A 25,523-nucleotide genomic window follows, 5' to 3' on the forward strand; every position below is an offset into this window, starting at 1 on the left:
TGCGGGGAGATCCCCCGAGCGGCCGGGACGGGCGTGCCCGCATCCTCCGCATGAGGAGGGGGACTCGCGCAGGCGAGACTTGCGCAGACGAATCACGCCCCGGATCGAAACGCGGCTCCTCCGCGTTGGCCGGACCAAAGCCGGTTCAGCGCCCCTCCGGGCGTGCCACCGCTCGGCGTTCTCCGTTCGCCCCACGCTGACCTGGCCTCACCGATACCCCGGTGTGGACGCGGGCTGGCTCTTTCGGATGCGCCGGCCCGTGTTTACCTCTATAAGCCCGGCCAACATTCGCCTTCAGACTTTTCGATCGACCGTAGGTTCACGATGCTCGGTGCCCTCGCCAAGAAGATTTTCGGCTCGTCCAACGACCGGCGCGTGAAGGGCTATCGTCCCCGTGTGGCCGAGATCAATGCCCTGGAGCCGCAGGTCGCCGCGCTCTCGGACGACGATCTGCGGGCCCGGACCACGATGCTGAAGGCCGAGCTCGCCGCCGGCAAGACCCTCGACGACATCCTCGTGCCCGCCTTCGCCACCGTGCGCGAGGCTGCCAAGCGCGTGCTCGGCCAGCGACACTTCGACGTGCAGCTGATCGGCGGCATGGTGCTGCACGAGAGCGGCATCGCCGAGATGCGCACCGGCGAGGGCAAGACCCTGGTGGCGACCCTGCCGGTGTATCTCAACGCCCTCTCGGGTCTCGGCGTCCACGTCGTCACCGTGAACGACTACCTCGCCGCCCGCGACGCGGAGTGGATGGGGCGGGTCTATCGCTTCCTCGGTCTCACCGTCGGCACCATCGTGCACGGCCTGGACGACGAGCAGCGCAAGACAGCCTACGCCGCCGACATCACCTACGGCACCAACAACGAGTTCGGGTTCGACTACCTGCGCGACAACATGAAGTACGAGCTCAGCCAGCTCTCGCAGCGCGGGCACAACTTCGCGATCGTCGACGAGGTTGACTCGATCCTGATCGACGAGGCCCGGACCCCGCTCATCATCTCCGGGCCGGTCGACGACCGCTCCGAGCTCTACGTCTCGGTGGACGCTCTGATGCCCCATCTGGAACGCGAGCATTACGACCTCGACGAGAAGCAGCGCACGGTCTCGCTGACCGAGAGCGGCAACGAGTTCGTCGAGGACCTCCTGCGCGGCGCGGACCTGCTGAAGGAAGGCGACCTCTACGACGCGCACAACGTCTCCCTGGTTCACCACGTGAACCTGGCGCTGCGCGCCCACACCCTGTTCACCCTGGACAAGGACTACATCGTCAAGAACGACGAGGTGGTGATCATCGACGAGTTCACCGGCCGCATGATGCAGGGCCGGCGCTACTCGGAGGGCCTGCACCAGGCCCTGGAGGCCAAGGAGCGGGTGACGATCCAGCCCGAGAACCAGACCCTGGCCTCGATTACCTTCCAGAACTACTTCCGGCTCTATTCCAAGCTCGCCGGCATGACCGGCACCGCCTCCACCGAAGCGGACGAGTTCGCGGAGATCTACAAGCTCGAAGTCGTCGACATCCCGACCAACAAGGAGGTCGAGCGCGTCGACGAGGACGACGAGGTCTACCGGACGGTGGGCGAGAAGTACGACGGCATCATCGCCGAGATCGAGAAGGCGCATGCGCGCCACCAGCCGATCCTGGTCGGCACCGGCTCGATCGAGAAGTCGCAGCACCTGGCCGAGATGCTGGTCAAGGCGGGCTTCCGCCAGCTCGACTACTCGGATCCCAACGCCCTGACCGACGTCTACGCCGCCGCGCGCGAGGGCCGGGTGACGAAGCGCTTCGCCGTGCTGAACGCCCGCTTCCACGAGCAGGAGGCCTACATCGTCGCCGAGGCCGGCGTGCCTGGCGCCATCACCATCGCGACCAACATGGCCGGCCGCGGCACCGACATCAAGCTCGGCGGCAACGTCGAGATGCGCGTGGAGAAGGAGCTCGCGAACCTGCCCGAGGGGCCGGAGCGCGACGCGAAGATCGAGGCCATCAAAGCCGAGATCGCCGAGAACCGCGACAAGGTCCTGGCCTCGGGCGAGCCGGCTGACCCGGCCGCGGGCCGCAAGGTCGCCCTGCCGGGCGGTCTCTACATCATCGGTACCGAGCGCCACGAATCCCGCCGCATCGACAATCAGCTGCGTGGCCGCTCCGGTCGCCAGGGCGATCCGGGCCGCTCGAAGTTTTACCTGTCGCTCCAGGACGACCTGATGCGGATCTTCGGGTCCGACCGCATGGACGGCATGCTGACCCGTCTCGGCCTGGAGCAGGGCGAGGCGATCATCCATCCCTGGATCAACAAGGCGATCGAGAAGGCGCAGCAGAAGGTCGAGGCGCGCAACTTCGACATGCGCAAGAACGTGCTCAAGTACGACAACGTCATGAACGACCAGCGCAAGGTGGTGTTCGAGCAGCGCCGCGACTTCATGGGCCAGGAAAGCGTGCGCGAGACCGTGGACGAGATGCGCCACGGCGTCGTCGACGACCTCGTGGCGGTGCACGTGCCCGAGAACGCCTATGCCGAGCAGTGGGACATCGAGGGCCTGCGCGAGCGGGTCCAGACCGTGCTCAACCTCGACGTTCCGGTGGAGGATTGGGCGAAGGAGGAGGGCATCGCCGACGAGGAGATGCGCGACCGCCTGCGCCAGGCCGCCGACGAGGCCTATGTCCAACGCACGGAGAAGAACACGCCCGAGGTGATGACCTATGTCGAGAAGCAGGTGCTCCTGCAGACCCTCGACCACCTCTGGCGCGAGCACCTCGTCACCCTCGACCACCTGCGCCAGGTGGTGGGCTGGCGCGGTGTCGCTCAGCGCGATCCCCTCAACGAGTACAAGTCCGAAGCGTTCGAACTCTTCAACAGCTTGGTCGCCGCCCTGCGCGAGCAGGTGACGCAGCAGCTCTCGCGCATCGAGATCATGTACGAGGAGCCGCCCGCGGAGGGAGCCGACAACCTGTTCGCTCAGCCCGGCCTGCCGCCGATGTTCGCCCAGCACCTCGATCCGGTCACGGGCGAGAACGAGATGGCTGGCCTCGGGTCCGGCAGCGACGGCGGCGCGGGTCCCGCCTACGGCTATGCCGCGCGCGAGATGGCCACGGACACCGCCGTCCTGGAGCGCAACCCGGACGATTCCGCCACCTGGGGCCGCGTCGGGCGCAACGAGCCGTGCCCCTGCGGCTCGGGCAAGAAGTACAAGCACTGCCACGGGACGCTGACGGCCTGAGCGTGCCGGCGATCGCCTACGGCATCGAGCCGGATCTCGACGCGGCGGAGTTCCGCCGCGTCCTGATCGAGTCGGGACTCGCCGTGCGCCGCCCCATCGACGACCCGTCGCGCTTGGCCCGGATGCTGGCGCAGGCCGATCTCGTCGTCACCGCCCGGCGCGATGGCGACCTCGTTGGAATCGCCCGTACGCTCACGGATTTCGCGTTCTGCGCCTATCTCTCTGATCTCGCGGTGAGCCGCTCGGCGCAGGGGCTCAGGATCGGCCGGGGCCTCATCGCCGCCACCCGCGCGGCGGTCGGCCCGCAGGTCTCGCTCCTTCTGACGGCCGCCCCCGGGGCCGTCACCTTCTACGATCAGATTGGGATGCCGCGGGTGGCGGATGCCTTCCGCTACGACCGCGAGGCCTGAACCCGCCGCCTCGAAATCGCCGCCCCTGCCCAGAAACGAACCCATTTGGTGGTCAAGCCATATGGATACGCTTGAGGGAGTGGAGCGAGACGGCATGCAGGAAATCCGATCGGCGACGACGCTGCCTCTACTTGGTCTTCTCCTGGTGGCTCCCAGTCTCGGTGGTTGCAATACCTATGCGGGTGCACCCACAGTGACAGGTTCCACGCTTGCAGCCAAGCCGGTGTCTGTCACCGATGAGGAGCGCGACTGTCTCGGTCGGGCGATGTACTTTGAATCAAATCGCAGCGACGCCGAAGGCCTGCTCGCCGTCGGCACGGTGGTGATGAACCGGCTGGAGGCCGCCGCCTTCCCGAACGGCGGGATCTGCGCCGTGGTCGGTCAGCCCCGGCAATTCGCCCCCGGCGTTTTGACGAAGACGATGGACGAGAAGAGCCTGCAGAAGGTCGCCGAGGTGACCGATGCCGTCCTCGACGGCCAGCGCCACCCCAAGGTCGGGCGGGCGATGTACTTCCACACGGCCGGCCTGCGCTTCCCCTACAACAACATGCACTACGTGGCGGTGGCCGGGGGCAACGCCTTCTACGAGAAGCGCAAGCCCGGAGCCGTCGAGCAGGCCACGCCGCCCGTGCCCGCCACTGTGCTCGCCTTCGCATCCGCTGAGGCCCCTGCGGCGCCGACGATGCCCGTGGTCGCGGCTCCGGTGACTGCGGCCGCCGCCGCCATCCCCGCCCCGGTCGAGACCGCGCCTGCTCGCACGACGATTCCGGCCGCCTCGGCGCCGGAGCATCATGCGGCCCCGATCCGTACGGCGCGGGCCACCGCCGCCGAGAAGCCCGCGGCTGCCGCCAAGGCACCGAAGGCCGCCCGCAGCCGTGTCGCGCTGACGCCGGCCGCCCTGGCGCCGGAGCCCCTGATCCCACCGCCCGTCCTCAACTTGCCGAGGCCCTGAGCCGACACCAGGAACGCCGCGGCGAACCGCCGACCGGATCCTGACACGCTTCGCGTTCCGGCGGCCCGCCTGCCGTTTTCGGTCGCGGGGACCAGCGGGGCCGCCACCCTATCTGGAATCGGACCTTCTCCTCACCCGCGGATCACGATGAACGTCTTTCGGCCGGTCGCCCACCTCGCAACGGCGTGCATGCGCGCGATCGTCCGTGCTCTCACCCAGGGCTTCGATGCGCTGACTGGGCCGGTGGGACGCCTGAACGATCGCCTCGAGGCTCACTTCCTCGATCGGACATCCCTGCTCAGGGCCCACTACGCCCGTCCCGGGCATCGGTGCGCCGCGCCGCTGCCCGGCCTCGGCGGGCCCATCGATCTGGTGCTGCGTGGCGGGATCCCCGAGACTGCCGCGAGCCGACCCACGGGGGCGATGGCGCCGCGGCCGTCGGCCGAGGTCTGAGCCTGCGGCTGCCCTCTAGCCCCGTCTGATCCGCCTGCCGCGGTGCGTGCTTCGCCCGGAAGCCGGGAAGCTTGCCTGCCACGGCCTTTCGGACCGGCAGGCCGCCTAGACGCGGTCCTCTATACCGTCACCTGGGTCCCGACCTCCACCACGCGGCCGGTGGGGATCTGGAAGAAGTCCGTGGCGTCGTTGGCGTTCTTGGCTAGGGTGATGAAGATCCGATCCTGCCACAGGGGCATGCCCGAATGGGCGGCCGGGCGGATCGAGCGCCGCGACAGGAAGAACGACGTCGCCATGATGTCGAACTTGAAGCCCTGCTTGCGCAGCAATGTCAGGGTCCGGGGAATGTTCGGCGTTTCCATGTAGCCGAACTTCATCACGACCTTGTGGAAGTGGGGGCCGATCGGCTCAATGTGGATGCGGTCGGCTTCCGCGGCCCGAGGCGTGTCTACGGTCTCCACGGTAAGCACCACGTTCTTCTCGTGCAGCACCTTGTTGTGCTTGAGATTGTGCAGCAGGGCGGCGGGAGCGATGTAAGGGTCGCTCGTGAGGAACACAGCCGTGCCGCGGACGTGATGTGGCGGGCTCTTCTCCAGCATGCTGACGAGCTCGGTCAGGGGGACGTCGGTCTTGCGGGTCTTGTTGATCAGGATGCCGACACCGCGCACCCAGGTCCACATCATGACGATCAGGGCGCCTGCGAAGAGCAGGGGCACGTAGCCGCCCTCGAACACCTTCAGCATGTTCGACAGCAGGAACAGGAACTCGACCGCCGCGAAGGGCAGGATCGTGAGCCCGGCGGCCCAGGGCGACCACTTCCAGGTCTTCCACAGGACCAGGAATGCGAGGCTGGCGGTGATCAGCATCGTGCCCGTCACGGCGATGCCGTAGGCCGAGGCCAGGGCCGCCGAGGAGCGGAACAGCACAGCCAGGATCACGACCCCGACCAGCAGCAGGGCGTTGATCTGCGGCAGGTAGATCTGGCCCGAATGCGATTCGGAGGTGTGGCGAATCTCGAGGCGCGGCAGCAGACCGAGCTGGATCGCCTGGCGCGACAGGGAGAAGGCGCCGGTGATCACCGCTTGGCTCGCCGTGACCGTTGCGGCAGTGGCGAGCAGCACCATCGGCAGCAGGCCCCATTCGGGCACGAGCTGGAAGAACGGGTCGATGGTGTCGGGCTTCGACAGCACCAGCGCCGCCTGGCCGAAGTAGTTCAGCACGAGGCAGGGCCCAACGAGGCCGAGCCAGGCGATCTGGATCGGGCGGCGGCCGAAATGCCCGAGATCGGCGAACAGGGCCTCGGCGCCCGTCACCGCGAGGAACACCGCGCCGAGGGCTACCAGGGCGCCCGTGCCGTGCCCGAGGAGATAGTGGACGGCGTAGTACGGGTTGAGGGCCCAGAACACGTCGGTGTTGGCGATGATATGGGGCAGGGCGGCCAGCGCCATCGCGCCGAACCATACCGCCATGATCGGCCCAAAGAAGGCTGCGACCTTGCTCGTGCCCCGGACCTGGATGAGGAACAGCGGCACGATGATCGCGATGGTGATGGGCAGCACGTAGGCGTCGAAGGCGGGCGTGACGAGCTTCAGGCCCTCCACCGCCGAGAGCACCGAGATCGCCGGCGTGATGATGGCGTCGCCGTAGAACAGCGAGGCGCCGAGCAGGCCGAACATGAAGACCACGCGCGAGCCGCCCAGGGCGGTTCGGGCAAGCGCCATCAGCGAGAGGATGCCGCCCTCGCCGTTGTTGTCCATTCGCATCAGGATGACGACGTACTTGATGGTGACGATGAGGACGAGCGCCCACAGGATCAGCGAGGCGACGCCCAGGACCTCCTCGCGCAGCAGGATGCCGTCCGCGCGCGCGGAGACCAGGGCCTCGCGGAAGGCGTAGAGCGGGCTCGTCCCGATGTCGCCGTAGACGACGCCGATGGAGCCGAGGACCAGGGTCCAGAGGCTCGCCGGCGCATGCGCACGCGCGGTCTCGGCGGCCCCATCGGCCACGGGAGGCGGGCTGCCGGCTCCCTCGGATTTGGCAGCGGGCGCGCTCGAAGGGGCGGTCTGCGTCATTCGGCTCGATCGAGGCTCGTTGCGAGCCCAACGTCTCGCGGCGCGGTTTCAGACCGCGCGCGGGAACGCCGGGGCCGGTCCCGACGGTGTCGGGCGGCGGGGGACGGTTGCGTTCACGCTATCATGCGGCGCAGCACGCGAGAACGGTAACCTCATCGAAGGTCGCCGTTCCGTTGCGGCGGCTCACGCCGTCGTGAGCCGGTCGCTACTCGGCGGCCGTGCGGGCACCGGAGCCGAAGCGGCGCTCGATGTAGTCGGTGACCACGGTCTCGAAATCCTTGGCGAGGGTCGGCCCGCGCAGGGTCATGGCCTTCTTGCCATCGATGAAGACCGGCGCGGTCGGGGTCTCGCCGGTTCCCGGTAGCGAGATGCCGATGTCGGCATGCTTCGATTCGCCGGGGCCGTTCACGATACAGCCCATGACAGCCACGTTGAGGCCCTCGACGCCCGGATAGGACTTCTTCCATTCCGGCATCGAGGTGACGATCCAACTCTGGATGTCGCGGGCGAGCTCCTGGAACGTGGTCGAGGTGGTACGGCCGCAGCCCGGGCAGGCGGCGACGAGGGGCACGAAAGTGCGGAAGCCCATGGTCTGCAGGAGTTCCTGCGCGGCCTTCACCTCTACGGTGCGATCGCCGCCCGGCTCGGGGGTCAGGGAGTAGCGGATCGTGTCGCCGATGCCTTCCTGGAGCAGCACGCCGATGGCGGCGGAAGCGGCCACGAGGCCCTTCGAGCCCATGCCCGCCTCGGTGAGGCCGAGATGGATGGCGAAGTCCGAGCGCCGCGCCACCTCGCGGTAGACCGCGATGAGGTCCTGCACCGCCGAGACCTTGGCCGAGAGGATGATCTTGTCCTTGGACAAGCCGAGCTCGACGGCGCGCTCGGCCGAGGTGAGGGCCGATTGCACCATGGCCTCGCGCATCACCGCGCGGGCATCGATCGGACGAGGCGAGCGGGCGTTCTCGTCCATCAGGTGAGTGAGGAGGGCCTCGTCGAGGGAGCCCCAGTTCGCCCCGATGCGCACGGTCTTGTTGTAGCGGATCGCCTGCTCGATGATGGTCGAGAACTGCGTGTCCTTCTTCTCCTTGAAGCCGACGTTGCCCGGGTTGATCCGGTACTTGGCCAGGGCCTCGGCGCAGGCCGGATGGTCGGACAGGAGCTTGTGGCCGATGTAGTGGAAGTCCCCCACCAGCGGCACGTGCACGCCGATGCGGTCCAGGCGCTCGCGGATCTTCGGCACGGCGGCGGCCGCCTCGTCCCGGTCGACGGTGATGCGCACGAGCTCCGAGCCGGCGCGGGCGAGCTGGGCCACCTGGGCCACGGTGCCGTCGATGTCGGCGGTGTCGGTGTTGGTCATCGACTGGACGACGATCGGTGCGCCGCCTCCCACCGTGACCGCGCCCTCGCCGGATCCGATGGTGACGCCGACCGTGCGGTGCCGTGGGCTCGGGCCTGCGATCTCGGGGCCGGTGCCGCTGATCGGATTGACGGGGGTCGCGTCCATGATGTCCATCGTTGACTGTGCGCTCCGAGGAACGTCCGCCGGCGCGCGGGAGCCGCCGACCGGACGGGTCCGGACCGGGGGCGGCGTTCCGATGCCGCAAACTCTACGCCCTCGATCGTTTAGCTGAGATGACGGCGGGCGGGCGTCAAGTCTGCTGCGTCATCGGGCATTCCGACGGCACAGCAAACACGCTGATCGTATTCGGCTTCTCCCATGTCCCATCCGGGCGGCGATGTCGAGTTTCGGGACCGATCCGGGTGGCAGGGCTGCGTCGCGGACAGGGAACCGCTGCATCTTCCCGCCTGTTTGTGGCCTTGCGGCATCATATATTGCGCTGCAGCATAAATTTTGGGAGATCCGCATGCTTGATCCGCATCAGGAGCCGACGGTCGATTCGCTCATCGACGTTCCGGTCGAACGGGACCTGCGGATGCAGCCCGCCGCCAAGACCCGCGTGATGGCCGGTCCGCGTGCGGAGAAGACCGTGGCCCTCGCTCTTCAGGGCGGCGGCGCACACGGCGCCTTCACCTGGGGCGTGCTCGATGCGCTGATCGAGGACGGACGCCTCGGTTTCGAGGCGATCACCGGGGCAAGTGCCGGTGCGATGAACGCCGTCGTGATGGTCGACGGCTGGCTCGAGGACGGGCCCGAGGGCGCTCGCCGGGCCCTGGAGCGATTCTGGCGCGAGGTCAGCCTCGATGGCGATTTCTGGCCGGCCCAGCGCCGCGCCTTCAGCGGCCTGTTCGAGTTCTGGTCGAACAATCCGATCGCGGAGTTCTGGAGCCGGGCCCTGAAGACCAGCCCCTACACGTCGAACCCGCTGAACTACAATCCGCTCCGCAAGGTGCTGGCTGCCCAGGTGGATTTCGAACGCCTGCGCGCCGCCGAGACGGCGGCGGTCTTCGTCTCGGCCACCAATGTCTGGACGGGCAAGCTCGCGGTGTTCGAGCGCGAGGCGCTGAACGTCGATCACCTCATGGCCTCCGCCTGCCTGCCGACCGTGTTCCAGGCAGTGGAGATCGACGGCGTGCCCTACTGGGATGGCGGCTATCTCGGCAACCCGCCGCTCTATCCCCTCTATCGGGGGGCCGAGACCCGCGACATCGTCCTGGTGCAGATCAACCCGGTGGAGCGCCGCGAGACCCCGCGCACCCCGCAGGAGATCCAGGATCGGCTCAACGAAATTACCTTCAACGCCAACCTGATGCGTGAGCTGCGCGCGATCGACTTCGTCGACCACCTCATTGCCGAGGGCGTGCTCGGCCGAGGCGAGTACCAGTCGCAGTACGTGCACCGCATCGACGGCACGGGGGCCCTCGACGAGTATCAGGCCTCGTCGCGCCTCGATGCCCGCTGGCGGGTGTTCGAGCGTCTGCGGGATAAGGGTCGTGGCGCGGCGCAGGCTTGGATCGCCGAGAATTACGAACAGATCGGCCGAACCTGCACCCTCGATCTGGAGGCGACCTACCGCTGATGCGCTTGCGCACACCGCGGCTGGATTAAGAGCAGCGGTTCGTGCGTTGATGCTCTTATGACGACCGAACCGAACCGGCCCGGCCCCACCGCCATCGTCGACCTGCTCGTGCCCCTCCGGCGCTACGCGCGGGCCCTGACGCGCGATACGCTGCGGGCCGATGACCTCGTACACGATGCTCTGGTGCGGGCCCTGGAATCGGGTCAGGCGGCGCGGCCGAACACCAACCTGCGCACCTGGATGATGACGGTGCTGCACAACGTCTTCATCGACGAGCAGCGCCGGAAGCGGGTCGAGGCCCGCCACGCCGACACGCTCGTGCAGATGAGCGAGGAGATGGCGCCCCCGGCCCAGGAGGCCCAGGTACGCCTCGCGCAGATCCGGCGCGCTTTCCTCACGCTGCCGGAAGAGCAGCGCGCCGCCCTCCACCTCGTCACCCTGGAAGGCATGGCCTATGCGGATGCGGCGGCCGTCCTCGGCATTCCCATCGGCACGCTGATGTCGCGCCTCGGTCGGGGCCGCGCCGCCCTGCGCGCCTTCGAGGAAGGCGAGCGCCAGGGGAGCGGTGTGGCCGAGCGGCGCCAGCGCCTCGCGGCAGAGCGGCCACGCTTGCGCTTGGTCGCCCAGGGCGACGATGACGCCTCGCTTCGAACAGGCCGCGCCGTCGGCGACACCTGAGACGTTTTTGAAGACCAGGACGGAGCGCCATCCCCAGGCCGATCCATCCTCAGCGCGGCCGGGACTCCTTGTCCGGGGACGCGCCCCCTGTATCCGACCGGAGCCGACGCCATGGACCAGACCGCGATGATCGATCCGATCACAGAGAATGACCTCACCGCCTTCGTGGATGGGCAGCTCGACGGGATGCGCCGCCTCGACGTGGAGGCCCACTTGGCGCGCAACCCCGAGACCGCCGCGCAGATCATGGCCGAGCTGCATGACCGCGACGCGCTCCGGCAGGCCTTCGCCATCCATCCCGGCTCCGGACCCGAGCATAACCGGGCCGCCGCACGGCGCCTCGACCGGACCTTGGCCTGGCGCCGGTTCGGCGACCGCCTGCGCCGTGCCGCGGTGATCGCGCTCCTCGTCGGCACCGGCTGGCTGGCCCATTCCGACGGGCCCTTCCTCGGCGTGCCCGACACGTTCGCTTCCCCCGTCGATCCGGCCCTGGTGGCCGATGCCCGCCATGCCCGCGAGGCGGCGCAGGTTCGCGCCCGCATCGCGGCGCAACGGGGCGATCAGGCTCAGGCCTATGACCGCGCCGGCATCGTCGCCGCCACCGGCATCGCGCTGCCGGACCTTCCGGCGGACTGGACGGTGCGCGACGTGCAGATCGTGCCGGCCCGCAACGGCACGGGCATCGAGGTGATGATCGACGCCGGCACGCTCGGCGAGCTCTCCCTGTTCGCCACACGCAGCCTCGACGGTCACGTCGCTCCGAGCGAAGTGACGCGTCCCGGCGACGGCGAGACGGCCTACTGGACCGCCGGCCACTCGGCCTACGCCCTCAGCGGAGGCCGCGACCATGCCGGCCTCGAATCTGCGGCGCGCAGTCTCGCCGGCCGGTCCGCGACGAAGCTCTGAGCGATCGTCGCGCTGGTCCGGCGCCGGCATCGTCCGGCGCCTCGACCTCCTGGTCGATGCAGGACGGCCAAGCCTGATCGTTCCCTCGTCCAGCATTTTCCGAGGGTCTGAAGGAAACATCCAAGGCGATTTCGTCAGCGTTCAGACGAACCGTGCCATAGGCCTGTTGTATAGAAGCCCTATACTCCAGTGGCACCTGCTCTGTGCTGACCTCTGACGTCGAGACGCCGATGGCCCGCCTGTTCCAGACACTGATGTTCCTCGTTGCCCTACCGGCCGGGATCGCTCCGATCTCGGTTCTGGCGGAGGAGACTGCGCAGAAACCGACCTCGGCCCCCGCCGTCGGTGTCACGCCCCTGACACCCGGCAAGGCAGCCCGGGTCCCCTACCTGTCCGACGCGCAGGCGCCCGACACCGTGGCGATCCTCGGAGCCCCGCCACGGGGTCAGTCAGCAGCCGAGGCGGCGGACAAGGCCGCCTTCGTCGCCACCCGGTCTCTCAAGGGAACGCCGCGCTGGACCCTGGCTACTACCGATGTCGCCGATGGTGCCTCGGCGATCCTCGATGATTTCGCCTGCGTCATCGGCCAGCGCATCGAGCAATCTCGGGCGCCTGCCCTGATGACCCTTCTGGAGCGCGCGCGTCTCGACATTGCCCAGGCCACGCGCGGTCCAAAGCTGCATTACCGCCGCTTGCGTCCCTTCGTCGGCAACGATGCAGAGATCTGCGTCGTGCGGACCTCTGAGCTGGGCAATGCCTTCAGCTTCCCCTCGAGCCATGCGACCCAGGCCTGGACCTACGCAGCGATCATGGCAGCGCTGATGCCGGAAAAGACGACGCAGTTCTTCGTCCGTGCCCGCTCGTACGGCGAGAGCCGTGTCGTCTGCGGTTTGCATTGGGCCAGCGATATCGAGGCCGGGCGCATGGCTGCCAGCGCCGTCTTTGCCGCCTTGCAGGGCGATGCCGGCTTCCGAGCCGACCTCGACAAAGCGCGCATTGAACTCGGCAAGCTCAGGACGGCCGGTGGTCAGGCTCCCGACCAAGCCGTCTGCGCCCGTGAGGAGGCCGCAGCCCGCGAGCCGATCCTGTAGGCAGTCCCTTCGCCAGCCCGTTCAATCTCCTACCGGACGGGTCGGCCGCACGTTGTCCTGCGCTAACTCCGACCCTGCGCTGACTCCGACATCGAGGGAGGAGACTGGTCTCCTGGGAGAAGCTGTGATCCGCCTTTGAGGAATGGCCATTTCGGCGACCCGCGGAACGCCTGCGACAACGAAGAAGTCGCGGCCCGGCCGATCGCCCGATCGCCCGGTCGGACAGCGTCGAGAGTTTTCCCGTGAAACGTTAACGATGTTTCCTCAGGATTTCGTCACCGTTCCGGTCTGGGTACGCCTGCGGCGCCGGGCCAGCATGTTCAGCCCTTCGACGCCTGCCGAGAAAGCCATGGCGGTGTAGATGTAGCCCTTCGGCACGTGAGCACCGAAGCCCTCGGCGATCAGCGTCATGCCGATCATGATGAGGAAGCCGAGCGCCAGCATCACCACCGTTGGGTTTACGGCGATGAACCGCGACAGTGGATCGGCGGCCAGCAGCATCACGGTCACGGCGGTGACGACGGCGATCACCATGATGGGCACGTGCTCCGTCATGCCGACCGCCGTGATGATGCTGTCGATGGAGAAGACAAGATCGAGGACGAGGATCTGGCCGATAGCCGCGGCGAAGCCGAGCCGCACGGCGCTGCTCCCGGGCGTTTCCGGCTCCGGATCGACGGTGTGGTGGATCTCCTTCGTAGCCTTCCACAGCAGGAAGAGGCCACCGGCGATGAGAATGAGATCGCGCCAGGAGAAGCCCTTGCCGAACACCTCGAAGACCGGCTGCGTCAGGGCGACGATGTACGCGATGGTGGCGAGGAGGCCGAGGCGCAGGATCAGCGCGAGGCCGATGCCGATGCGTCGCGCCTTCTGCTGGTGCTCGGGCGGAAGCTTGTTGGTCAGGATCGAGATGAAGATGAGGTTGTCGATGCCGAGCACGACCTCCATCACCACCAGGGTGGCGAGGGCCGCCCAGGCGGTCGGGTCGCTGGCGAGTTGAAGCAGGCTGTCCACGGTGGCCTCGTCGAGTCAGTCAGGGCCGCTCCCCCGAACGGCGTCGCGCCGGGAGCGGGGATGAAGAGGGACGGGGCCGGTCCCGGCCCCGGATTCGGCTCGGTCAGGCCGTCAGGCCGGGGCTGCTCGCCGCAACTCCCGGCCGGTCGGCCGGCGCCGGGCTGAAGATCCGCACCGCCTTCGGCACCACCTTGAAATGGGCCGGCGTGTAGGTCGACAATTCGCCGTCGGTGTTCACGGGGCGCGGCTTCTTGGTCTTCACCACGATCTCGGTGGTGCTGAAGGCTCGCACGTCGGCCGCCTTGCCCTGGGTGCCTTTGCGCAGGGACGGCAGGAGCATCAGCAGCCGCCACCAATGGGCGACCTCCAGGCTGTAGAAGTCGAGCTTGCCGTCGTCGACGGTGGCCGTCTCCTCCACGGTCATGCCACCGCCGTAGTGACGCCCATTGCCCACCGACACCTGGATGGTGCGTACCGTTTCGGTCTGACCATCATGCTCGATGTAGACGGTGAAGGGCCGCATTCGCCGCAGCACGCGAACCGCTGCGATGCCGTAGCCGAGGGTGCCCCAGGTCTTCTTCGATTCTGCCGTGAGGTCACCGGCCAGATCCGCCGAGAAGCCGATGCTGGCGACGTTGAAGTAGTAGTGTCCGTTGACACAGCCGAGATCGGCCGGACGCGCCTCCGCGCTGGTGATGAGGCGAGCGGCCTCCACCGGGTCGACCGGGAGACCGAGGGAGCGGGCGAGGTCGTTCGCCGTGCCGAGGGGCAGGATGCCCAGGGGCAATCCTGTCTCGACCAGAGCAGGAGCGGCTGCGTTGAGGGTGCCGTCGCCGCCGCCGAGGATGACGAGATCGCAACCCTGCGCGTGGCGCTTGATGACGGCAGTGCAGTCGGCGTCACCTGGCGGCTCGAAGGGTTCGATCCCCCCGGCACGCAGGACGTCACGAACTTCGTCGAGGGAGAAGCTGCCGTTGCGGGCCTTCGGATTGACGAGGAGGAGCGCCTTGCGGGAATGCGCGCTCATCGGAAGCCTCCGATTCGGCGCGCATCAGGCTGGCGATGAGAGAACGGGAGACAACGAGGGACCATGAGGTTCGACACCCTCCGGTGCGTTCGCGCCGCGTCAGCGCAAAAGCATGGAAGGGTCCGACATCACGGTCAACGCCTCGACCGCCAGAGGGGCCCGGACCCGATGCACAAGGTGGGTTCAGGCTTGGCAATGACAAGAGCCGTTCGGCACAAGAGTCCGTGCTACGGCCCATGCGTCCGTGCCGTGGTGCGTCCCCGCAATCCTCACACTCGTCCACACTTCGGAATCCGCGCCGAACCGTTGCGCGCGTATTCAGGGAAACTTAGCGGGCACGCCCGACGTTTCACTCCGGTCGATCGGTCCCGCACGTGCTTTTCCGAAACCCCGGCCGCGACCCCGGTGATGATGCCATGCACCACGGTCCAAGCTCCAACGGAACCGGTCTTGTCCGACTTGGCTTCGCGTCGTCCGTCGCGTTGATGAGCGTTGCTCTGTCCCTGGGAACGGCGCAGGCTCAGACACGCCCGGGGTGGGTCGACCCGCCGGCTCGACAGACCCTGAAGCCCGGCACGGACAAGGTCGTCGGCGAGACGCCGTCGCTCGAGAAATCCGCTTCTGAGAAGCCGGTGGCCGAGAAGCCCATGGCGGAGACGCCCGCGACGGCCAAGGCGCAGGCGGACGGTCAGGCGGCTCAGGACGCGGCGCGTGCCGAGCGGACGCCGATGGCCTCGCACCGGCGTCGCGTGGCGGGATCCGGCGACGGCCGCCGTCCGGCGACCCGCGAGGGACGCGCTGCACCGGAGCGCCTGCATATCCGCCCACGCCTGGCCGACACCCCGATGGCCTCACCGGCGCCAGCGGACGCACGCTTTCCCGAATGGGCCGCCGCCGCAACGCGCCTGACCGACCGCTACCTCGACACGGTCTCGGCCTCCGGGGAGGCGATGGTGGCTGCCGCGCCGCGGTTCTATGCCGAGCGGGTACGTTTCCACGGTCGCATCCTGTCACTGGCGGCCCTCATCGCCGAGAAACGCCGCTTCGTCCGGCGCTGGCCCGAGCGGCGCTACGAAGCGCAGGGTGGAGCGACCCGAACGGCCTGCAATGCGGCCAGCACAACCTGCATCGTCCACACCACCTTCGACTTCCGCGCCGACAACCCGGCGCGCGGCGTGCGTTCGCAGGGCGTGTCCGAACTCACCCTCACCATCAGCTTCGCCGGAGAGCGCCCGCTGATCGTCGCCGAGTCGAGCCGCGTGCTGCGCCGCTATGGTGCAGGGCCGCAGAGCGCTATAGCGAATGCGCAGCGCGGTGCCTGAGGTCGGCCCGTCGCGATCGGTGCGTCATACCCGGAGTTGTGCGCGTCTTGGATGATCGAAATCCACCCTCGCCGGTACCGGGTGACGCGCGACGGGACGGGACGGCCTCGGAGCGTGAGGCCTTACGCCTGCGCATCGCTCAAGCGGTCGCGCAGGCGGGTACCTACCCGGTGGCCGAGCGCACGCTCGCGCTCCTGGCGGAGGCGGCCCTTGTGCCGAGCGCGGACTCGCTCGGCTACCGCGTCATCGACCGGACGGGCGCACCACGTCACGTCAGCGAGGCGGACGGGACCCTCGTCCCAATGGATCTGTCGGCCTTGCTCGCGGAACTCCGCGACCGGCACCCCGCCCTGTTCCGGCCGATCCCTGAACCGGACCCCGCGCCCGCGCCGGAACCCGTTGCAACGGAGGATTTCCGAACGGCAACGGCACGATTCGTCGAGTCGCAGTCGGTCCTGGCGTGGTCCCTGGTCGCGCGCTCGGCCACCCGCAGCCGTGCCCTCGCCACCGCCCTGTCCGGCCGCCTCGCGACATTCCGGCGCAACGGCGTCGCGTCTTCGTTGCCAGAGGCGCCCGCGCCGGGGTCCGCGGCCGCCCCTGCCGAGCCGAGCCGGGCCGGTCTCGTCGCGGGCCGCGTCCGAGAGGGAGCGCAACGCGTCGGCGGTTATGCCCGCGGCCGCCTCGCCGACAGCGCCTCGCGGCTCGGCGAAGTCGCCCGTGATCGCAATGTGATGCGCGATGCCCTATCCCGGCGCGCCCTCCCGATCGGGCTCGGAGCCGCTGCACTCGTGGCTCTCCTCGCCGTCTTCGGAGGGCGGACGCCGCAGGAGGCCGCTTCGCCGGACGCCGGGGGAGCGGCTCAATCCCCGTCGCAGGCCTCGTCCGCCGCGGCGCCGCCGAGCGCACCCGACATGAGTCCGGCCCCGCCGGAGGAAGCGCCTCCGAAACAGGCCGTGACCAACGAGATCAGCGGTCCGGTGGAAGTCATCGACACCGCGACCCTGCGTGTCGGCGGCAAGCTGATACGTCTCTTCGGTGTGGAGTGGGTGCGCGGCGGACAGGCCGACGAACTCACCCGCTACCTCGCCGGCCGTACCGTCGCCTGCCAGCCGGTGGCCGGCAGCGAGGCCCGCCTGTGTGCGGTGGATGGGCGCGATCTCTCCGAGGTGGTGCTGTTCAACGGCGGAGGCCGCGCCTCACCCGAGGCGACGCCCGACCTCGTGGCCGCCGAGGACCATGCCCGCGCCGAGCGCCTCGGGGTCTGGGCACGCTGATACCCTGAGCTCGGTCATTTCGCCGCCGCAGGAGGCACCGAACACCCTTGCGTCGCATCATCCGGCCGGTCTCAATGCCGGCGGGATCGCCGGGGGAACGAGGCATGGATTTCTCTGTGGGCGTGAGCGTCGCGGCGGTGGTGCTCGTGGCACTCGTCGTCGTGACCCTCGGGATCGGCATCAACATCGTGCCGCAGGGGCATGTCTACACCGTGGAGCGGTTCGGCAAGTATCACCGCAGCCTGGAATCCGGCCTGGGCCTCATCGCTCCCTATGTCGAGCGCATCGGCCGGCGGGTGAACGTGATGGAACAGGTCATCGACGTTCCGAGCCAGGAGGCCTTCACCCGCGACAATGCCGGTGTGCGGATCGATGCCGTTGTCTTCTACTAGGTCCTCGATCCGGCCAGGGCTTCCTACGAGGTCTCCGACCTTGAGGTCGCGATGATGACCCTGACCATGACCAACATCCGCACGGTGGTCGGCTCCATGGACCTCGACCAACTCCTGTCGCACCGCGACGAGATCAATGAGCGCCTGCTGCGGGTGATGGATGCCGCGGCCTCGCCCTGGGGCGTGAAGATGACGCGTATCGAGATCAAGGACATCGTGCCGCCCGCCGACCTCGCCGGCGCGATGGCGCGCCAGATGAAGGCCGAGCGCGAGAAGCGCGCCTCCGTGCTGGAGGCGGAGGGGCACCGGCAAGCCGAGATCCTGCGCGCGGAGGGGCGCAAGCAATCGGCGATCCTGGAGGCGGAAGGGCGCAAGGAGGCAGCCTTTCGCGACGCGGAGGCGCGCGAGCGCGGGGCGGAGGCCGAGGCGCGGGCGACCCAACTCGTCAGCGAAGCCATCGCCAAGGGCGACCTTGCGGCAGCGAATTTCCTCGTGGCGGAGAAGTATGTCGATGCGGTGAAGGCCATTGCCACCGCGCCGAACCAGCGCGTGGTGGTGGTACCGATCGAGGCGGCAGCTCTGGCGGGCACCCTGGGCGGCATCGCCGAGATCACCCGCAGCGTCTTCGGCGAGGGAGCTCCTGCCCGGAAGAGCGGGGGCCTGCCTCCGAATGTCGGCGGGTCGGGGCGATGATCGCATCGTTCGTCGACGCGATCGGCCCGGCCTGGACCTGGATCCTCGTCGGCCTCGTGCTGATGGGAACCGAACTCGTCGCCTCGGGGGTGTTCCTGCTCTGGCTCGGTCTCGCAGCCGTGGTCACGGGGCTTCAGATTCTCCTCGTCCCGATGCCCTGGCAGGGACAGCTGCTGCTGTTCGCCGTCCTATCGGTCACCTTCGCGGTGGTCGCGAGCCGCCGGGCCGAGTCCGGTCCGAACGCCCTGAATCAGGGCGCACGGGGTCTTGTCGGGCGGGACTATCCCCTGGTGGCACCGATCGTCGCCGGGGAGGGACGTATCCGCGTCAACCACACCCTCTGGCGCGTCACCGGCCCCGATGCGCCGCTGGGCACCCGGGTGCGGGTGACGGGGGTGGAGGGCACGCTGCTCACGGTCGTGTCGGTATAGGCACCGTCCGCCCCAGGGGGATCGCACCGCTGGCCTTCACGAATTGGCGCGCAATTGAGACAGGGAACCGCTTCTCCTAGAAGCAGCTCTGCTGTCTTGCCGGTGCTGCGCCGCAATCCTGTAATCGGAGCTTTCATGAGTAACTTGAAGTTTGGGACGAGCGGGTTGCGGGGGCTGGTCACCGACCTGGTGGGCTGGCCGAGCTACGCCTATGCGAGCGCCTTCTTCCGCTCCGTCGCCGAGACGACCAGCACCGATCGCACCGTCGTGATCGGGCGGGACCTGCGCGACAGCAGCCCCGGCATCGCGGCCACGGTGGCGGCCGCCGCGGCGGGCGCGGGCTTCACGGCCATCGACTGCGACGCGCTGCCGACCCCGGCCCTGGCTCTGGAAGCGCTTCGGCGCGGCGTCTGTGCCGTGATGGTCACCGGCAGTCACATTCCGGAGGACCGGAACGGCCTGAAATTCTATCGGCCCGACGGTGAAATCACCAAGGCCGATGAGGCTGCGATCCTGGCGGCCCTCGGCGACATCTTGACGGAAGGCACCATGGCGGCGGCCGATCCCGCTGTGCCGGAGTCCGGCGCGGTGGACCGCTACCGCCGGCGTTATTGCGAGGCCTTCGCGACCGACATCCTGGCTGGTCTCAGGATCGCGGTCTACCAGCAGAGTTCCGTGGCGCGCGACCTGCTCGTCGAACTGCTGACGGCGCTGGGTGCGGACGTCACCCCGATCGGGCGCGCGGACCGCTTCGTTCCGATCGACACGGAGGCCCATCGACCAGAAGATATCGCCTTCATCCGCGATGCCATGGCGTCCGGCGACTTCGACGCCCTGGTGACGACCGATGGCGACGCGGACCGGCCGCTGGTCGCGGATGCCGCCGGACGAATCCTGCGGGGGGATGTCCTCGGGCTGATCACAGCGCGATATCTCGGCGTCGACACCGTCGTCGTGCCCGTCACGGCCGGCTCGGCCATCGAGCACGCAGGCGGATTCCGGCGGGTGCTGCGCACCAGGGTCGGCTCGCCCTACGTCATCGCCGGTATGGCCCAAGCGGAGACGGAGGGCGCCGACGCCGTCGTCGGCTTCGAGGCGAATGGCGGCTTCCTGCTCGGTTCGGACGTGACCCTCGATGGCCGAACCCTGCCCGCGCTGCCGACACGTGATGCGATGCTGCCGATCCTGGCAACCCTGGCGGCGGCGCGCAAAGCCGGGATGTCGCTCGCGGACCTCGTCGTGTCCCTCTGCGTGGGCGAGACGGCGAGCGACCGCCTGCCCAACACGCCGGCCGAGAAGAGCGGTGCCTTCCTGCAGCAGCTCAGCGAAGCGGCGTATCGGCGGGAGTTCGTCCGGCCGATCGGTGAGCCGCGCGCCATCGACGCTCAGGATGGCGTCAGGATGGAGCTGGATGGTGGACGGACCATCCACTTCCGCGCGTCCGGCAATGCGCCTGAGCTGCGCTGCTACGCCGAGGCGGGAACGGCCGGAGAGGCTGAGGATCTGGTCCGCTGGGGATTGGCGGCCGCGGCGGCCGCGATGAAGATGGACGTGCCGGGCTCGGATCCAACGTCGCCCTGAGCGGCGCTCGGACCCTGAAGGTGAGGAGCCGCCGGTGCGACCCGGCGGCCTCGGTGCGCCGGGGCCGCAAGCCTCGGCCTCATCCGAACGCACCCACCTCGTGCTGGATCATGCCCGAGATCTCGCGCACCCGCTGGAAGCTGCGCCGGATCGGCTCGAACAGCGTCTTGTGCTCGGCCTCGTAGGTGCCGACGTCGCGCGGCCCTGCCGGCTCGCCGAAGTTCAGGCCGAGGGTCGGATCCGGGGTGATCGGGAAGATGTCCTCCAGCAGCGTGAGGCAGCCGTCGATATCGAGGCGCAGGAAGCGCTCGATCAGCGCCTCGCGGCTCACGCCCGATTGCGGGCGGAAACCCGGGATGTGCACGGCCAGGAACCAGATTCGGTGGATCAGCGCGAGGCGGATCGCGTGCAGCAGGGTCAGGCGGGCGGACATCCGGCCGAGGTCGGGAGCGGCGACCTGCAGGTTGAGCCAGTCGCAGGTGAAGCGGCCGAAGAGGTGGCGCAGGTCGGGGGCGAGCCGCAGCCGATCGAGGGCGTTGGCAATCACCACGAGTTCCTCGCGCCGGCCGTCGCGCTGGGTGCGCCGGGCCCGCTCCAGCCACACCGCCGGGTCGAGCGTGTCGATATACGCGCGCAACACGTCGAGGTCGGAGACGCTGGCTGCGTGCTGCACCAGGCGGAAGGCTCGGGAGAAGCGCACGGAATCCCGGCGCATGTCGCGGAACAGGTCTGGGGTCCGGCCCGCCGCACGGCCGACGCCGTGCAGGGAATTGGCCAGGAAGCCGAGCTGCTGCAGGATCGCGTTGTTGGGGATCGCCCGCATCTGGCGTGGGTGGGTGATCATGGTCGGGCCGCCGCCGTCGGTCTGGCGGGCGACGGGCCGGGAGCCCGTGCGGTCGAGGAGGCTCGGGCCGAAGGTCCCGAGCAGGGCGGCGTAGCCGGGATCGTCGACCAGCGCCTCCATGTCCTGGCGCACCACGGTGAAGAACTCGGCGGCGAAATCCGCTTCGGCGTAGATCGGGTCGTCGGTCTCGTCGGCCCCGCTGGCGGGATCGGAGAGGACATAGTCGGCGAAGCTGTCGTCGTCGGCGACATCGAAGGCGAAGACGTGCTCGGCGATGCGCTCCACCGTGGCCTCGGCCAGGGGCAGGGTCCCGAACATCAGGTAGCCGTCCGAGCCCTGGAAGCTCGATTCGAGGCGGACCCGGATCCCGGCATTCCGGTTGCGTCGACGCGAATCCTCCGGGGCGAGATAGGCCAAGCGGTCGCGCAGGGAGCTGGGATGCGCGCCCCGGCCGATGGATTCGCCGTGTGTGTCGAAGATCGCGAGCTCCACGCCCGTGAGATCGTTCTGCACCATCAGCTCGGTGATGCGCAGGCGCAGGCGCTCGATCCAGAAGCTCGCCGCGAGCTGACCGACATAGCGCCCGGAATCGGAGTACCCGAACTGCACGGTCAGGCGTCCGATGCGCTTGAGATATTGCCGCCAATGCGGGTTGCGGAGCGCATCGTCGAGGACCCGGATGCCCTGTTCGAGGGCGCTGGCCGTCTCGAACAGCGGCGTGATCTCGACCCTGTCGGCGATGCCGTAGTGGCGCGCCAGCCAGAGGGCGGCGAGCAGGGTGTAGCCGGTCTCGGTCTCGGCGATCAGGAAGCGGACCGGGTGGGTGCCGTCCACGTGCTTGAGAATCTGGGTGATCGTCATCATCAGCCGGGCGGCCGAGGCCCGCTCGGCGGCGAGCGCACCGAAATCCACGTCCACTGCCTGCACGTCGTTGAGCAACGCGTGGATGGTGGCGAGGTGCGAACGGCGCTGGGCGGCGTCCGTGGGCTCGCCCTCGAGATCGGTGACGCGCCGCACCGCGTTGTGGATCTGGCTGGCGTTCAGCCGGAAATGCGGCAGGGCGTTCGAGAGACCGTGGGTGGCGATGCCGGACCGCAGCAGGGCGATGCTGCGCTGGTCCGCCTCGGATTCGGTCGCCCCGAGGGCCCCCGCGAGCCCGGCCAGGATCGCGCTGGAATCGGTCTGAGCCCGTTCGCGCTCGATGATCAGGGCGAGGGCGAAGCGGTGCACCGCTTCCAGGGACGGCTTGGTTCCGAGTCGGGGCGCGACGGCGAGCTGGCGGTTCACGGCGGCGAGGGCACTCCCAGTGAGGTCGCGCACCACCTGGGTCGCGGGAACCTGAGGTAGGTGCCGCATGACCCGGTCGAGCTGCATCCGCTTCGATTCTAGGCGATAGCGCAGGGTGTCCCACCAGCCGATATCGGTGCGCCCGTCGGTGTCGCACCCGACCCAGCTCGCGATCGCGAAGGGTTTCGGGACGAGTTCCGTCCAGCGGTCGGGCCAGCGCGCCCGCGCCGCATCGAGGAGTGCGGCGTTGAAGCCGTCGACGGCGGTACGGCCGTGATTGGCCGCGATGCAGGCCTGTTCGAATTCGTCGTCGAGGCTGATGTTCGGGTCGGGTCGGGTCGAAAGGGCGGCCGCGCGCGCGAGCAGCGGCTCGCGGGCGGTGCCCTCGGCCTGACTCGCCGCCTGTGCGATCAGGGTGGCGACGGCGCGCGGCATCCCGAAGGTCGGATGGGCGGTGAAGACCACGGCGAAGCCCGTGCGGCCGACGAGATCCCGGAAGGTCTCGAAATCACCCTGGCGCGCGGGCACCGCCGCCACGAGACGGGCGGCCATCCGGCTGTCGGGCGCCGACACCGCATCCCGGTCCAGACCCACATAGGCGCGCAGGCGCTCGGCGCGGGACGCCAGGGACTGGGATCGCAGCCGCGGAAACAGCGCGTCGAGGTCGTCCTCGCCGATCTCGCCCCGGTCGAAGCGCCGGGTGATGGCGAGCGTCACCGCGAGCACGGGATTGCGGAACGGATCCTCCGCCGCCTGCTCGCGGGATTCCTCGATCAGCCGCAGGAGGTCGCGCTCCAGGCTCTCCGCCCCCTGCTGATCATGGCCGGGGTCGTGGGCGGCATCGGCCGGATTGAGGTCATGCATGCGCATCGATCGACCTTGTGGTTCGGGAGCGGGCTATGGCGTCATAAGCTATGCGGACGACGCCGATGCGTCGGACTTGCGCGGAATCCCCGGCCATCGACACGGAAAGAGGGCCATGCCCGGAGTTACATGGTCCATCTCTGCACCGGTCATGCCTCCACCGGTCATGCCTGAACAGGTCACGCCTGCCCGGCTCATGTCTGACCTCCCCGGCCCTGGGGATATCCCGCCGCGTTCGAGCCGTTACTTCTGACATCGTCCCTCGACGACGCAAGGACCGTTCCGACGCGGCGTGGCGGTTCGCGAAAGCGCCGGGGGAGGATGCAACGCGGCGCGTCCTGGGCTAACGCTGGACCCGGCATGGAAACACTCCTGATCCTGGGGGCCCTAGGCGTCCTCCTGTTCTCCGGCTTCCTCGTGGCCCTTCAGCTCAGGCGTGGGCGCCGGCCCGAACTGCGCATGGCGCGCGAGGAAGACCTCGTGGACGAGGCTGACGGCGAGGATCTGCTGATCCGCAGCCTCGAGCCGCTGCGCCCCAGTCCCATCGACCGCAGCGCGACCGTCCTGGACATCGAGCCGGAGCGGCCGCTCGCGATTTCGGATGAGGACCCGGCCCGTGGGTTGCCGTCGCCCGCCCGTCCAGACCCGCATCGAGAACGAGAGCTTCGCTGATGGTGTGCTCCCGCACGCGCCGGTGGCAGACCCTGCAGCCCATGGCATCCCTGTCCCTCCTGGCGCTGATCGTCGCCGGACCGGTTCAGGCTCAGGTGTCCGAGGTGGCTCCTGAGTCCGAGGAACCCGCTGGAGTGCCATCCCAGCGCCGGGCCGCCCCGAAGCCCAAGCCCAGATCTGAGCCCAAGCCCAAATCTGAGCCCAAGCCCAAGCCAAAACCTAAGGCCAGTCCCGAGCCCACACCTGCGGCGCAACCGGCGGCCGAGGCGCCCACGACCGTTCCCACCGCTCCGGAGCTTGCCCCCATCGCCGCTCCGATGCCGGCCGCTAACCTGCCCGGCCTGACCGTACAGTGCGAGGCTCGGGCGGCGGTCTACGAAGGACCGAAGGACTTCGTAGTCTGGGTGACCCGCACGGGGGCGGTCGTCGTCGAGAATCCGCTCCGCCCGCTCACGCCGGAGACGACCCGGGTCCTCGAGGTCGTCATCGCCGGCAAGGCCGCCACGGCGTACGGCTCCGACCTGTTCGCCCTGCGGCGCGGCGGCAGCCCGGCGGCCCTGGGGGCCCTGCTCGGCGCCCCGGTCCGCTGGGATCCCGCGCCGGCGCCCCTGCCCGACACGCTCAACATCGTCTCGGACGCCGGAAAGAGCCTGGCGCAACTCGGGTTTCGGGAGTGCGGGGAAGCCCCTGCCGTGAAGAGCGCGCCGGTGTCCGCCGGGACCGAGGCGGCCAAGCCGGGCAAGGCCGCGGCGAAGCCGAAGGCCCGCCCGAAGGTGGCCAAGGAGTCGGGAAGCGGATCATCGGGCGCCAAGGCGCCTCCCGGCCTCAGCCTGCCGCAAGGGGCCATCGAGTGACGCCATCTGCAGGAGTGCGCCCATGAGTGCCGGATCCCAGGGACCGACCGCCGCCGAAGTGATCGCCCACCTCGGCCTCGCACCGCACCCGGAAGGCGGCCATTACCGCGAGACCTTCCGGGACCCCCGCAGCATCGACGGGCGCTCGGTGGGCAGCGCGATCTACTACCTCCTCGATCTCGGGGAGGTCTCCGAGTGGCACCGGGTGGATGCGGCCGAGATCTGGCACTGGCACGCGGGCGCCCCTCTCGTCCTGACGATGAGCCCCAATGGTCACGATGCGAGTGCGGCCTATCTCGGCCCCGACCTCGCGCGGGGGCAGCAGCCGCAGATCGTTGTCCCGGCCGGGCATTGGCAGACGGCCACCAGTCTCGGCGCCTGGACGCTGGTGGGCTGCACGGTCTCACCGGCCTTCGAATTCGCCGGCTTCGAGATGGCGCCGCCGGACTGGCGCCCGATGCCCAGATCCTGATGGTCTGGTCCGTGAGGGTTCGGACGTGATGCGCGGG

Annotated in this window: 20 protein-coding genes and 1 pseudogene; 16 read left to right on the forward strand and 5 right to left on the reverse strand. The window is 68.9% G+C overall.

Annotation, left to right across the window (positions count from 1 at the left end; translation table 11 throughout):
* Positions 1 to 324: 324 nt before the first annotated feature.
* The 4 genes from secA to CRT23_RS00080 all read left to right on the forward strand — a co-directional run bounded on the left by secA (position 325) and on the right by CRT23_RS00080 (position 5,034).
* The gene (gene secA / locus CRT23_RS00065; RefSeq protein WP_103708146.1) at positions 325 to 3,219 is read left to right on the forward strand and encodes a preprotein translocase subunit SecA; all 2,895 of its coding nucleotides are present in this window, start codon (positions 325 to 327) and stop codon (positions 3,217 to 3,219) included.
* Positions 3,216 to 3,629, forward strand: coding sequence for a GNAT family N-acetyltransferase (locus CRT23_RS00070; RefSeq protein ID WP_103708512.1), 414 nt, complete (start codon positions 3,216 to 3,218; stop codon positions 3,627 to 3,629). The genes secA and CRT23_RS00070 overlap by 4 nt, the downstream gene beginning before the upstream one ends.
* 265 nt (positions 3,630 to 3,894) lie before the next feature.
* Positions 3,895 to 4,581, forward strand: coding sequence for a cell wall hydrolase (locus CRT23_RS00075; protein ID WP_245435874.1), 687 nt, complete (start codon positions 3,895 to 3,897; stop codon positions 4,579 to 4,581).
* Between the two features lie 147 nt (positions 4,582 to 4,728).
* Positions 4,729 to 5,034, forward strand: coding sequence for a hypothetical protein (locus tag CRT23_RS00080; protein ID WP_103708148.1), 306 nt, complete (start codon positions 4,729 to 4,731; stop codon positions 5,032 to 5,034).
* 119 nt (positions 5,035 to 5,153) lie between these two features.
* Here CRT23_RS00080 and CRT23_RS00085 read toward each other — a convergent pair whose 3' ends face one another.
* Positions 5,154 to 7,106, reverse strand: coding sequence for a potassium transporter Kup (locus tag CRT23_RS00085; protein ID WP_055946784.1), 1,953 nt, complete (start codon positions 7,104 to 7,106; stop codon positions 5,154 to 5,156).
* 205 nt (positions 7,107 to 7,311) lie between these two features.
* Entirely contained in the window at positions 7,312 to 8,619 is a 1,308-nt protein-coding gene (gene ispG, locus CRT23_RS00090) for a flavodoxin-dependent (E)-4-hydroxy-3-methylbut-2-enyl-diphosphate synthase (RefSeq protein ID WP_055946787.1), read from the reverse strand.
* Positions 8,620 to 8,971: 352 nt separating this feature from the next.
* On the opposite strand from ispG, the gene CRT23_RS00095 reads away from it, so the two are divergent.
* From CRT23_RS00095 to CRT23_RS00110, 4 genes are all read left to right on the forward strand, one after another.
* Entirely contained in the window at positions 8,972 to 10,084 is a 1,113-nt protein-coding gene (locus CRT23_RS00095; RefSeq protein ID WP_103708149.1) for a patatin-like phospholipase family protein, read from the forward strand.
* A 57-nt stretch (positions 10,085 to 10,141) separates the two neighbouring features.
* Entirely contained in the window at positions 10,142 to 10,762 is a 621-nt protein-coding gene (locus CRT23_RS00100; RefSeq protein ID WP_103708150.1) for a sigma-70 family RNA polymerase sigma factor, read from the forward strand.
* A 111-nt stretch (positions 10,763 to 10,873) separates the two neighbouring features.
* On the forward strand, positions 10,874 to 11,668 hold the full coding sequence (locus CRT23_RS00105) for an anti-sigma factor (RefSeq protein WP_245435876.1): 795 nt from the start codon (positions 10,874 to 10,876) through the stop codon (positions 11,666 to 11,668).
* Between the two features lie 230 nt (positions 11,669 to 11,898).
* The gene (locus CRT23_RS00110; RefSeq protein WP_103708151.1) at positions 11,899 to 12,759 is read left to right on the forward strand and encodes a phosphatase PAP2 family protein; all 861 of its coding nucleotides are present in this window, start codon (positions 11,899 to 11,901) and stop codon (positions 12,757 to 12,759) included.
* 264 nt (positions 12,760 to 13,023) lie between these two features.
* Here the strand turns inward: CRT23_RS00110 and CRT23_RS00115 are convergent, their stop codons facing one another.
* Complete coding sequence (locus CRT23_RS00115; protein WP_103708152.1) at positions 13,024 to 13,773, reverse strand: TerC family protein; 750 nt, start codon at positions 13,771 to 13,773, stop codon at positions 13,024 to 13,026.
* 103 nt (positions 13,774 to 13,876) lie between these two features.
* Complete coding sequence (locus CRT23_RS00120) at positions 13,877 to 14,800, reverse strand: lipid kinase (protein WP_103708153.1); 924 nt, start codon at positions 14,798 to 14,800, stop codon at positions 13,877 to 13,879.
* Positions 14,801 to 15,285: 485 nt separating this feature from the next.
* On the opposite strand from CRT23_RS00120, the gene CRT23_RS00125 reads away from it, so the two are divergent.
* From CRT23_RS00125 to CRT23_RS00145, 5 genes and pseudogenes are all read left to right on the forward strand, one after another.
* Positions 15,286 to 16,122: a hypothetical protein gene (locus CRT23_RS00125; RefSeq protein WP_103708154.1), complete on the forward strand. Its 837-nt coding sequence runs from the start codon at positions 15,286 to 15,288 to the stop codon at positions 16,120 to 16,122.
* A gap of 47 nt (positions 16,123 to 16,169) precedes the next feature.
* Positions 16,170 to 17,396 (forward strand): hypothetical protein, encoded by a 1,227-nt coding sequence (locus CRT23_RS00130; RefSeq protein WP_103708155.1) that lies wholly within the window; start codon positions 16,170 to 16,172, stop codon positions 17,394 to 17,396.
* A gap of 104 nt (positions 17,397 to 17,500) precedes the next feature.
* Positions 17,501 to 18,481, forward strand: a pseudogene (locus tag CRT23_RS00135) (SPFH domain-containing protein).
* Positions 18,478 to 18,912, forward strand: a complete 435-nt coding sequence (locus CRT23_RS00140; protein WP_103708156.1) for an NfeD family protein — start codon at positions 18,478 to 18,480, stop codon at positions 18,910 to 18,912. The pseudogene CRT23_RS00135 and the gene CRT23_RS00140 overlap by 4 nt, the downstream one beginning before the upstream one ends.
* 135 nt (positions 18,913 to 19,047) lie before the next feature.
* A complete protein-coding gene (locus CRT23_RS00145; RefSeq protein WP_103708157.1) occupies positions 19,048 to 20,493 on the forward strand; it encodes a phosphomannomutase in 1,446 nt (481 codons plus the stop codon).
* Positions 20,494 to 20,572: 79 nt separating this feature from the next.
* On the opposite strand, the gene CRT23_RS00150 is transcribed toward CRT23_RS00145, so the two are convergent.
* Entirely contained in the window at positions 20,573 to 23,488 is a 2,916-nt protein-coding gene (locus CRT23_RS00150; RefSeq protein ID WP_245435877.1) for a phosphoenolpyruvate carboxylase, read from the reverse strand.
* Positions 23,489 to 23,848: 360 nt separating this feature from the next.
* Between CRT23_RS00150 and CRT23_RS00155 the strand changes: the two genes are divergently transcribed.
* From CRT23_RS00155 to CRT23_RS00165, 3 genes are read left to right on the forward strand one after another with little or no spacing between them, the layout of a single operon-like run.
* A complete protein-coding gene (locus CRT23_RS00155) occupies positions 23,849 to 24,160 on the forward strand; it encodes a hypothetical protein (protein ID WP_103708159.1) in 312 nt (103 codons plus the stop codon).
* A gap of 41 nt (positions 24,161 to 24,201) precedes the next feature.
* On the forward strand, positions 24,202 to 25,014 hold the full coding sequence (locus tag CRT23_RS00160; protein WP_146056301.1) for a hypothetical protein: 813 nt from the start codon (positions 24,202 to 24,204) through the stop codon (positions 25,012 to 25,014).
* Positions 25,015 to 25,036: 22 nt separating this feature from the next.
* A complete protein-coding gene (locus tag CRT23_RS00165; RefSeq protein ID WP_103708161.1) occupies positions 25,037 to 25,486 on the forward strand; it encodes a cupin domain-containing protein in 450 nt (149 codons plus the stop codon).
* Positions 25,487 to 25,523 lie beyond the last annotated feature (37 nt).

This window comes from Methylobacterium sp. V23 (genome assembly GCF_002917135.1).
Taxonomy (GTDB): Bacteria; Pseudomonadota; Alphaproteobacteria; order Rhizobiales; family Beijerinckiaceae; genus Methylobacterium.

What these genes read in the sequence shown, in the direction of transcription:
- CRT23_RS00100 (WP_103708150.1), top strand. Translation starts at nt 10,142, where the DNA reads ATGACGACCGAACCGAACCGGCCCGGCCCCACCGCCATCGTCGACCTG.
- CRT23_RS00145 (WP_103708157.1), top strand. Translation starts at nt 19,048, where the DNA reads ATGAGTAACTTGAAGTTTGGGACGAGCGGGTTGCGGGGGCTGGTCACC.
- CRT23_RS00155 (WP_103708159.1), top strand. Translation starts at nt 23,849, where the DNA reads ATGGAAACACTCCTGATCCTGGGGGCCCTAGGCGTCCTCCTGTTCTCC.
- CRT23_RS00075 (WP_245435874.1), top strand. Translation starts at nt 3,895, where the DNA reads ATGTACTTTGAATCAAATCGCAGCGACGCCGAAGGCCTGCTCGCCGTC.
- CRT23_RS00140 (WP_103708156.1), top strand. Translation starts at nt 18,478, where the DNA reads ATGATCGCATCGTTCGTCGACGCGATCGGCCCGGCCTGGACCTGGATC.
- CRT23_RS00120 (WP_103708153.1), bottom strand. Translation starts at nt 14,800, where the DNA reads ATGAGCGCGCATTCCCGCAAGGCGCTCCTCCTCGTCAATCCGAAGGCC.
- CRT23_RS00095 (WP_103708149.1), top strand. Translation starts at nt 8,972, where the DNA reads ATGCTTGATCCGCATCAGGAGCCGACGGTCGATTCGCTCATCGACGTT.
- CRT23_RS00085 (WP_055946784.1), bottom strand. Translation starts at nt 7,106, where the DNA reads ATGACGCAGACCGCCCCTTCGAGCGCGCCCGCTGCCAAATCCGAGGGA.
- CRT23_RS00165 (WP_103708161.1), top strand. Translation starts at nt 25,037, where the DNA reads ATGAGTGCCGGATCCCAGGGACCGACCGCCGCCGAAGTGATCGCCCAC.
- CRT23_RS00105 (WP_245435876.1), top strand. Translation starts at nt 10,874, where the DNA reads ATGGACCAGACCGCGATGATCGATCCGATCACAGAGAATGACCTCACC.
- ispG (WP_055946787.1), bottom strand. Translation starts at nt 8,619, where the DNA reads ATGGACATCATGGACGCGACCCCCGTCAATCCGATCAGCGGCACCGGC.
- secA (WP_103708146.1), top strand. Translation starts at nt 325, where the DNA reads ATGCTCGGTGCCCTCGCCAAGAAGATTTTCGGCTCGTCCAACGACCGG.
- CRT23_RS00110 (WP_103708151.1), top strand. Translation starts at nt 11,899, where the DNA reads ATGGCCCGCCTGTTCCAGACACTGATGTTCCTCGTTGCCCTACCGGCC.
- CRT23_RS00150 (WP_245435877.1), bottom strand. Translation starts at nt 23,488, where the DNA reads ATGCATGACCTCAATCCGGCCGATGCCGCCCACGACCCCGGCCATGAT.
- CRT23_RS00125 (WP_103708154.1), top strand. Translation starts at nt 15,286, where the DNA reads ATGAGCGTTGCTCTGTCCCTGGGAACGGCGCAGGCTCAGACACGCCCG.
- CRT23_RS00080 (WP_103708148.1), top strand. Translation starts at nt 4,729, where the DNA reads ATGAACGTCTTTCGGCCGGTCGCCCACCTCGCAACGGCGTGCATGCGC.
- CRT23_RS00160 (WP_146056301.1), top strand. Translation starts at nt 24,202, where the DNA reads ATGGCATCCCTGTCCCTCCTGGCGCTGATCGTCGCCGGACCGGTTCAG.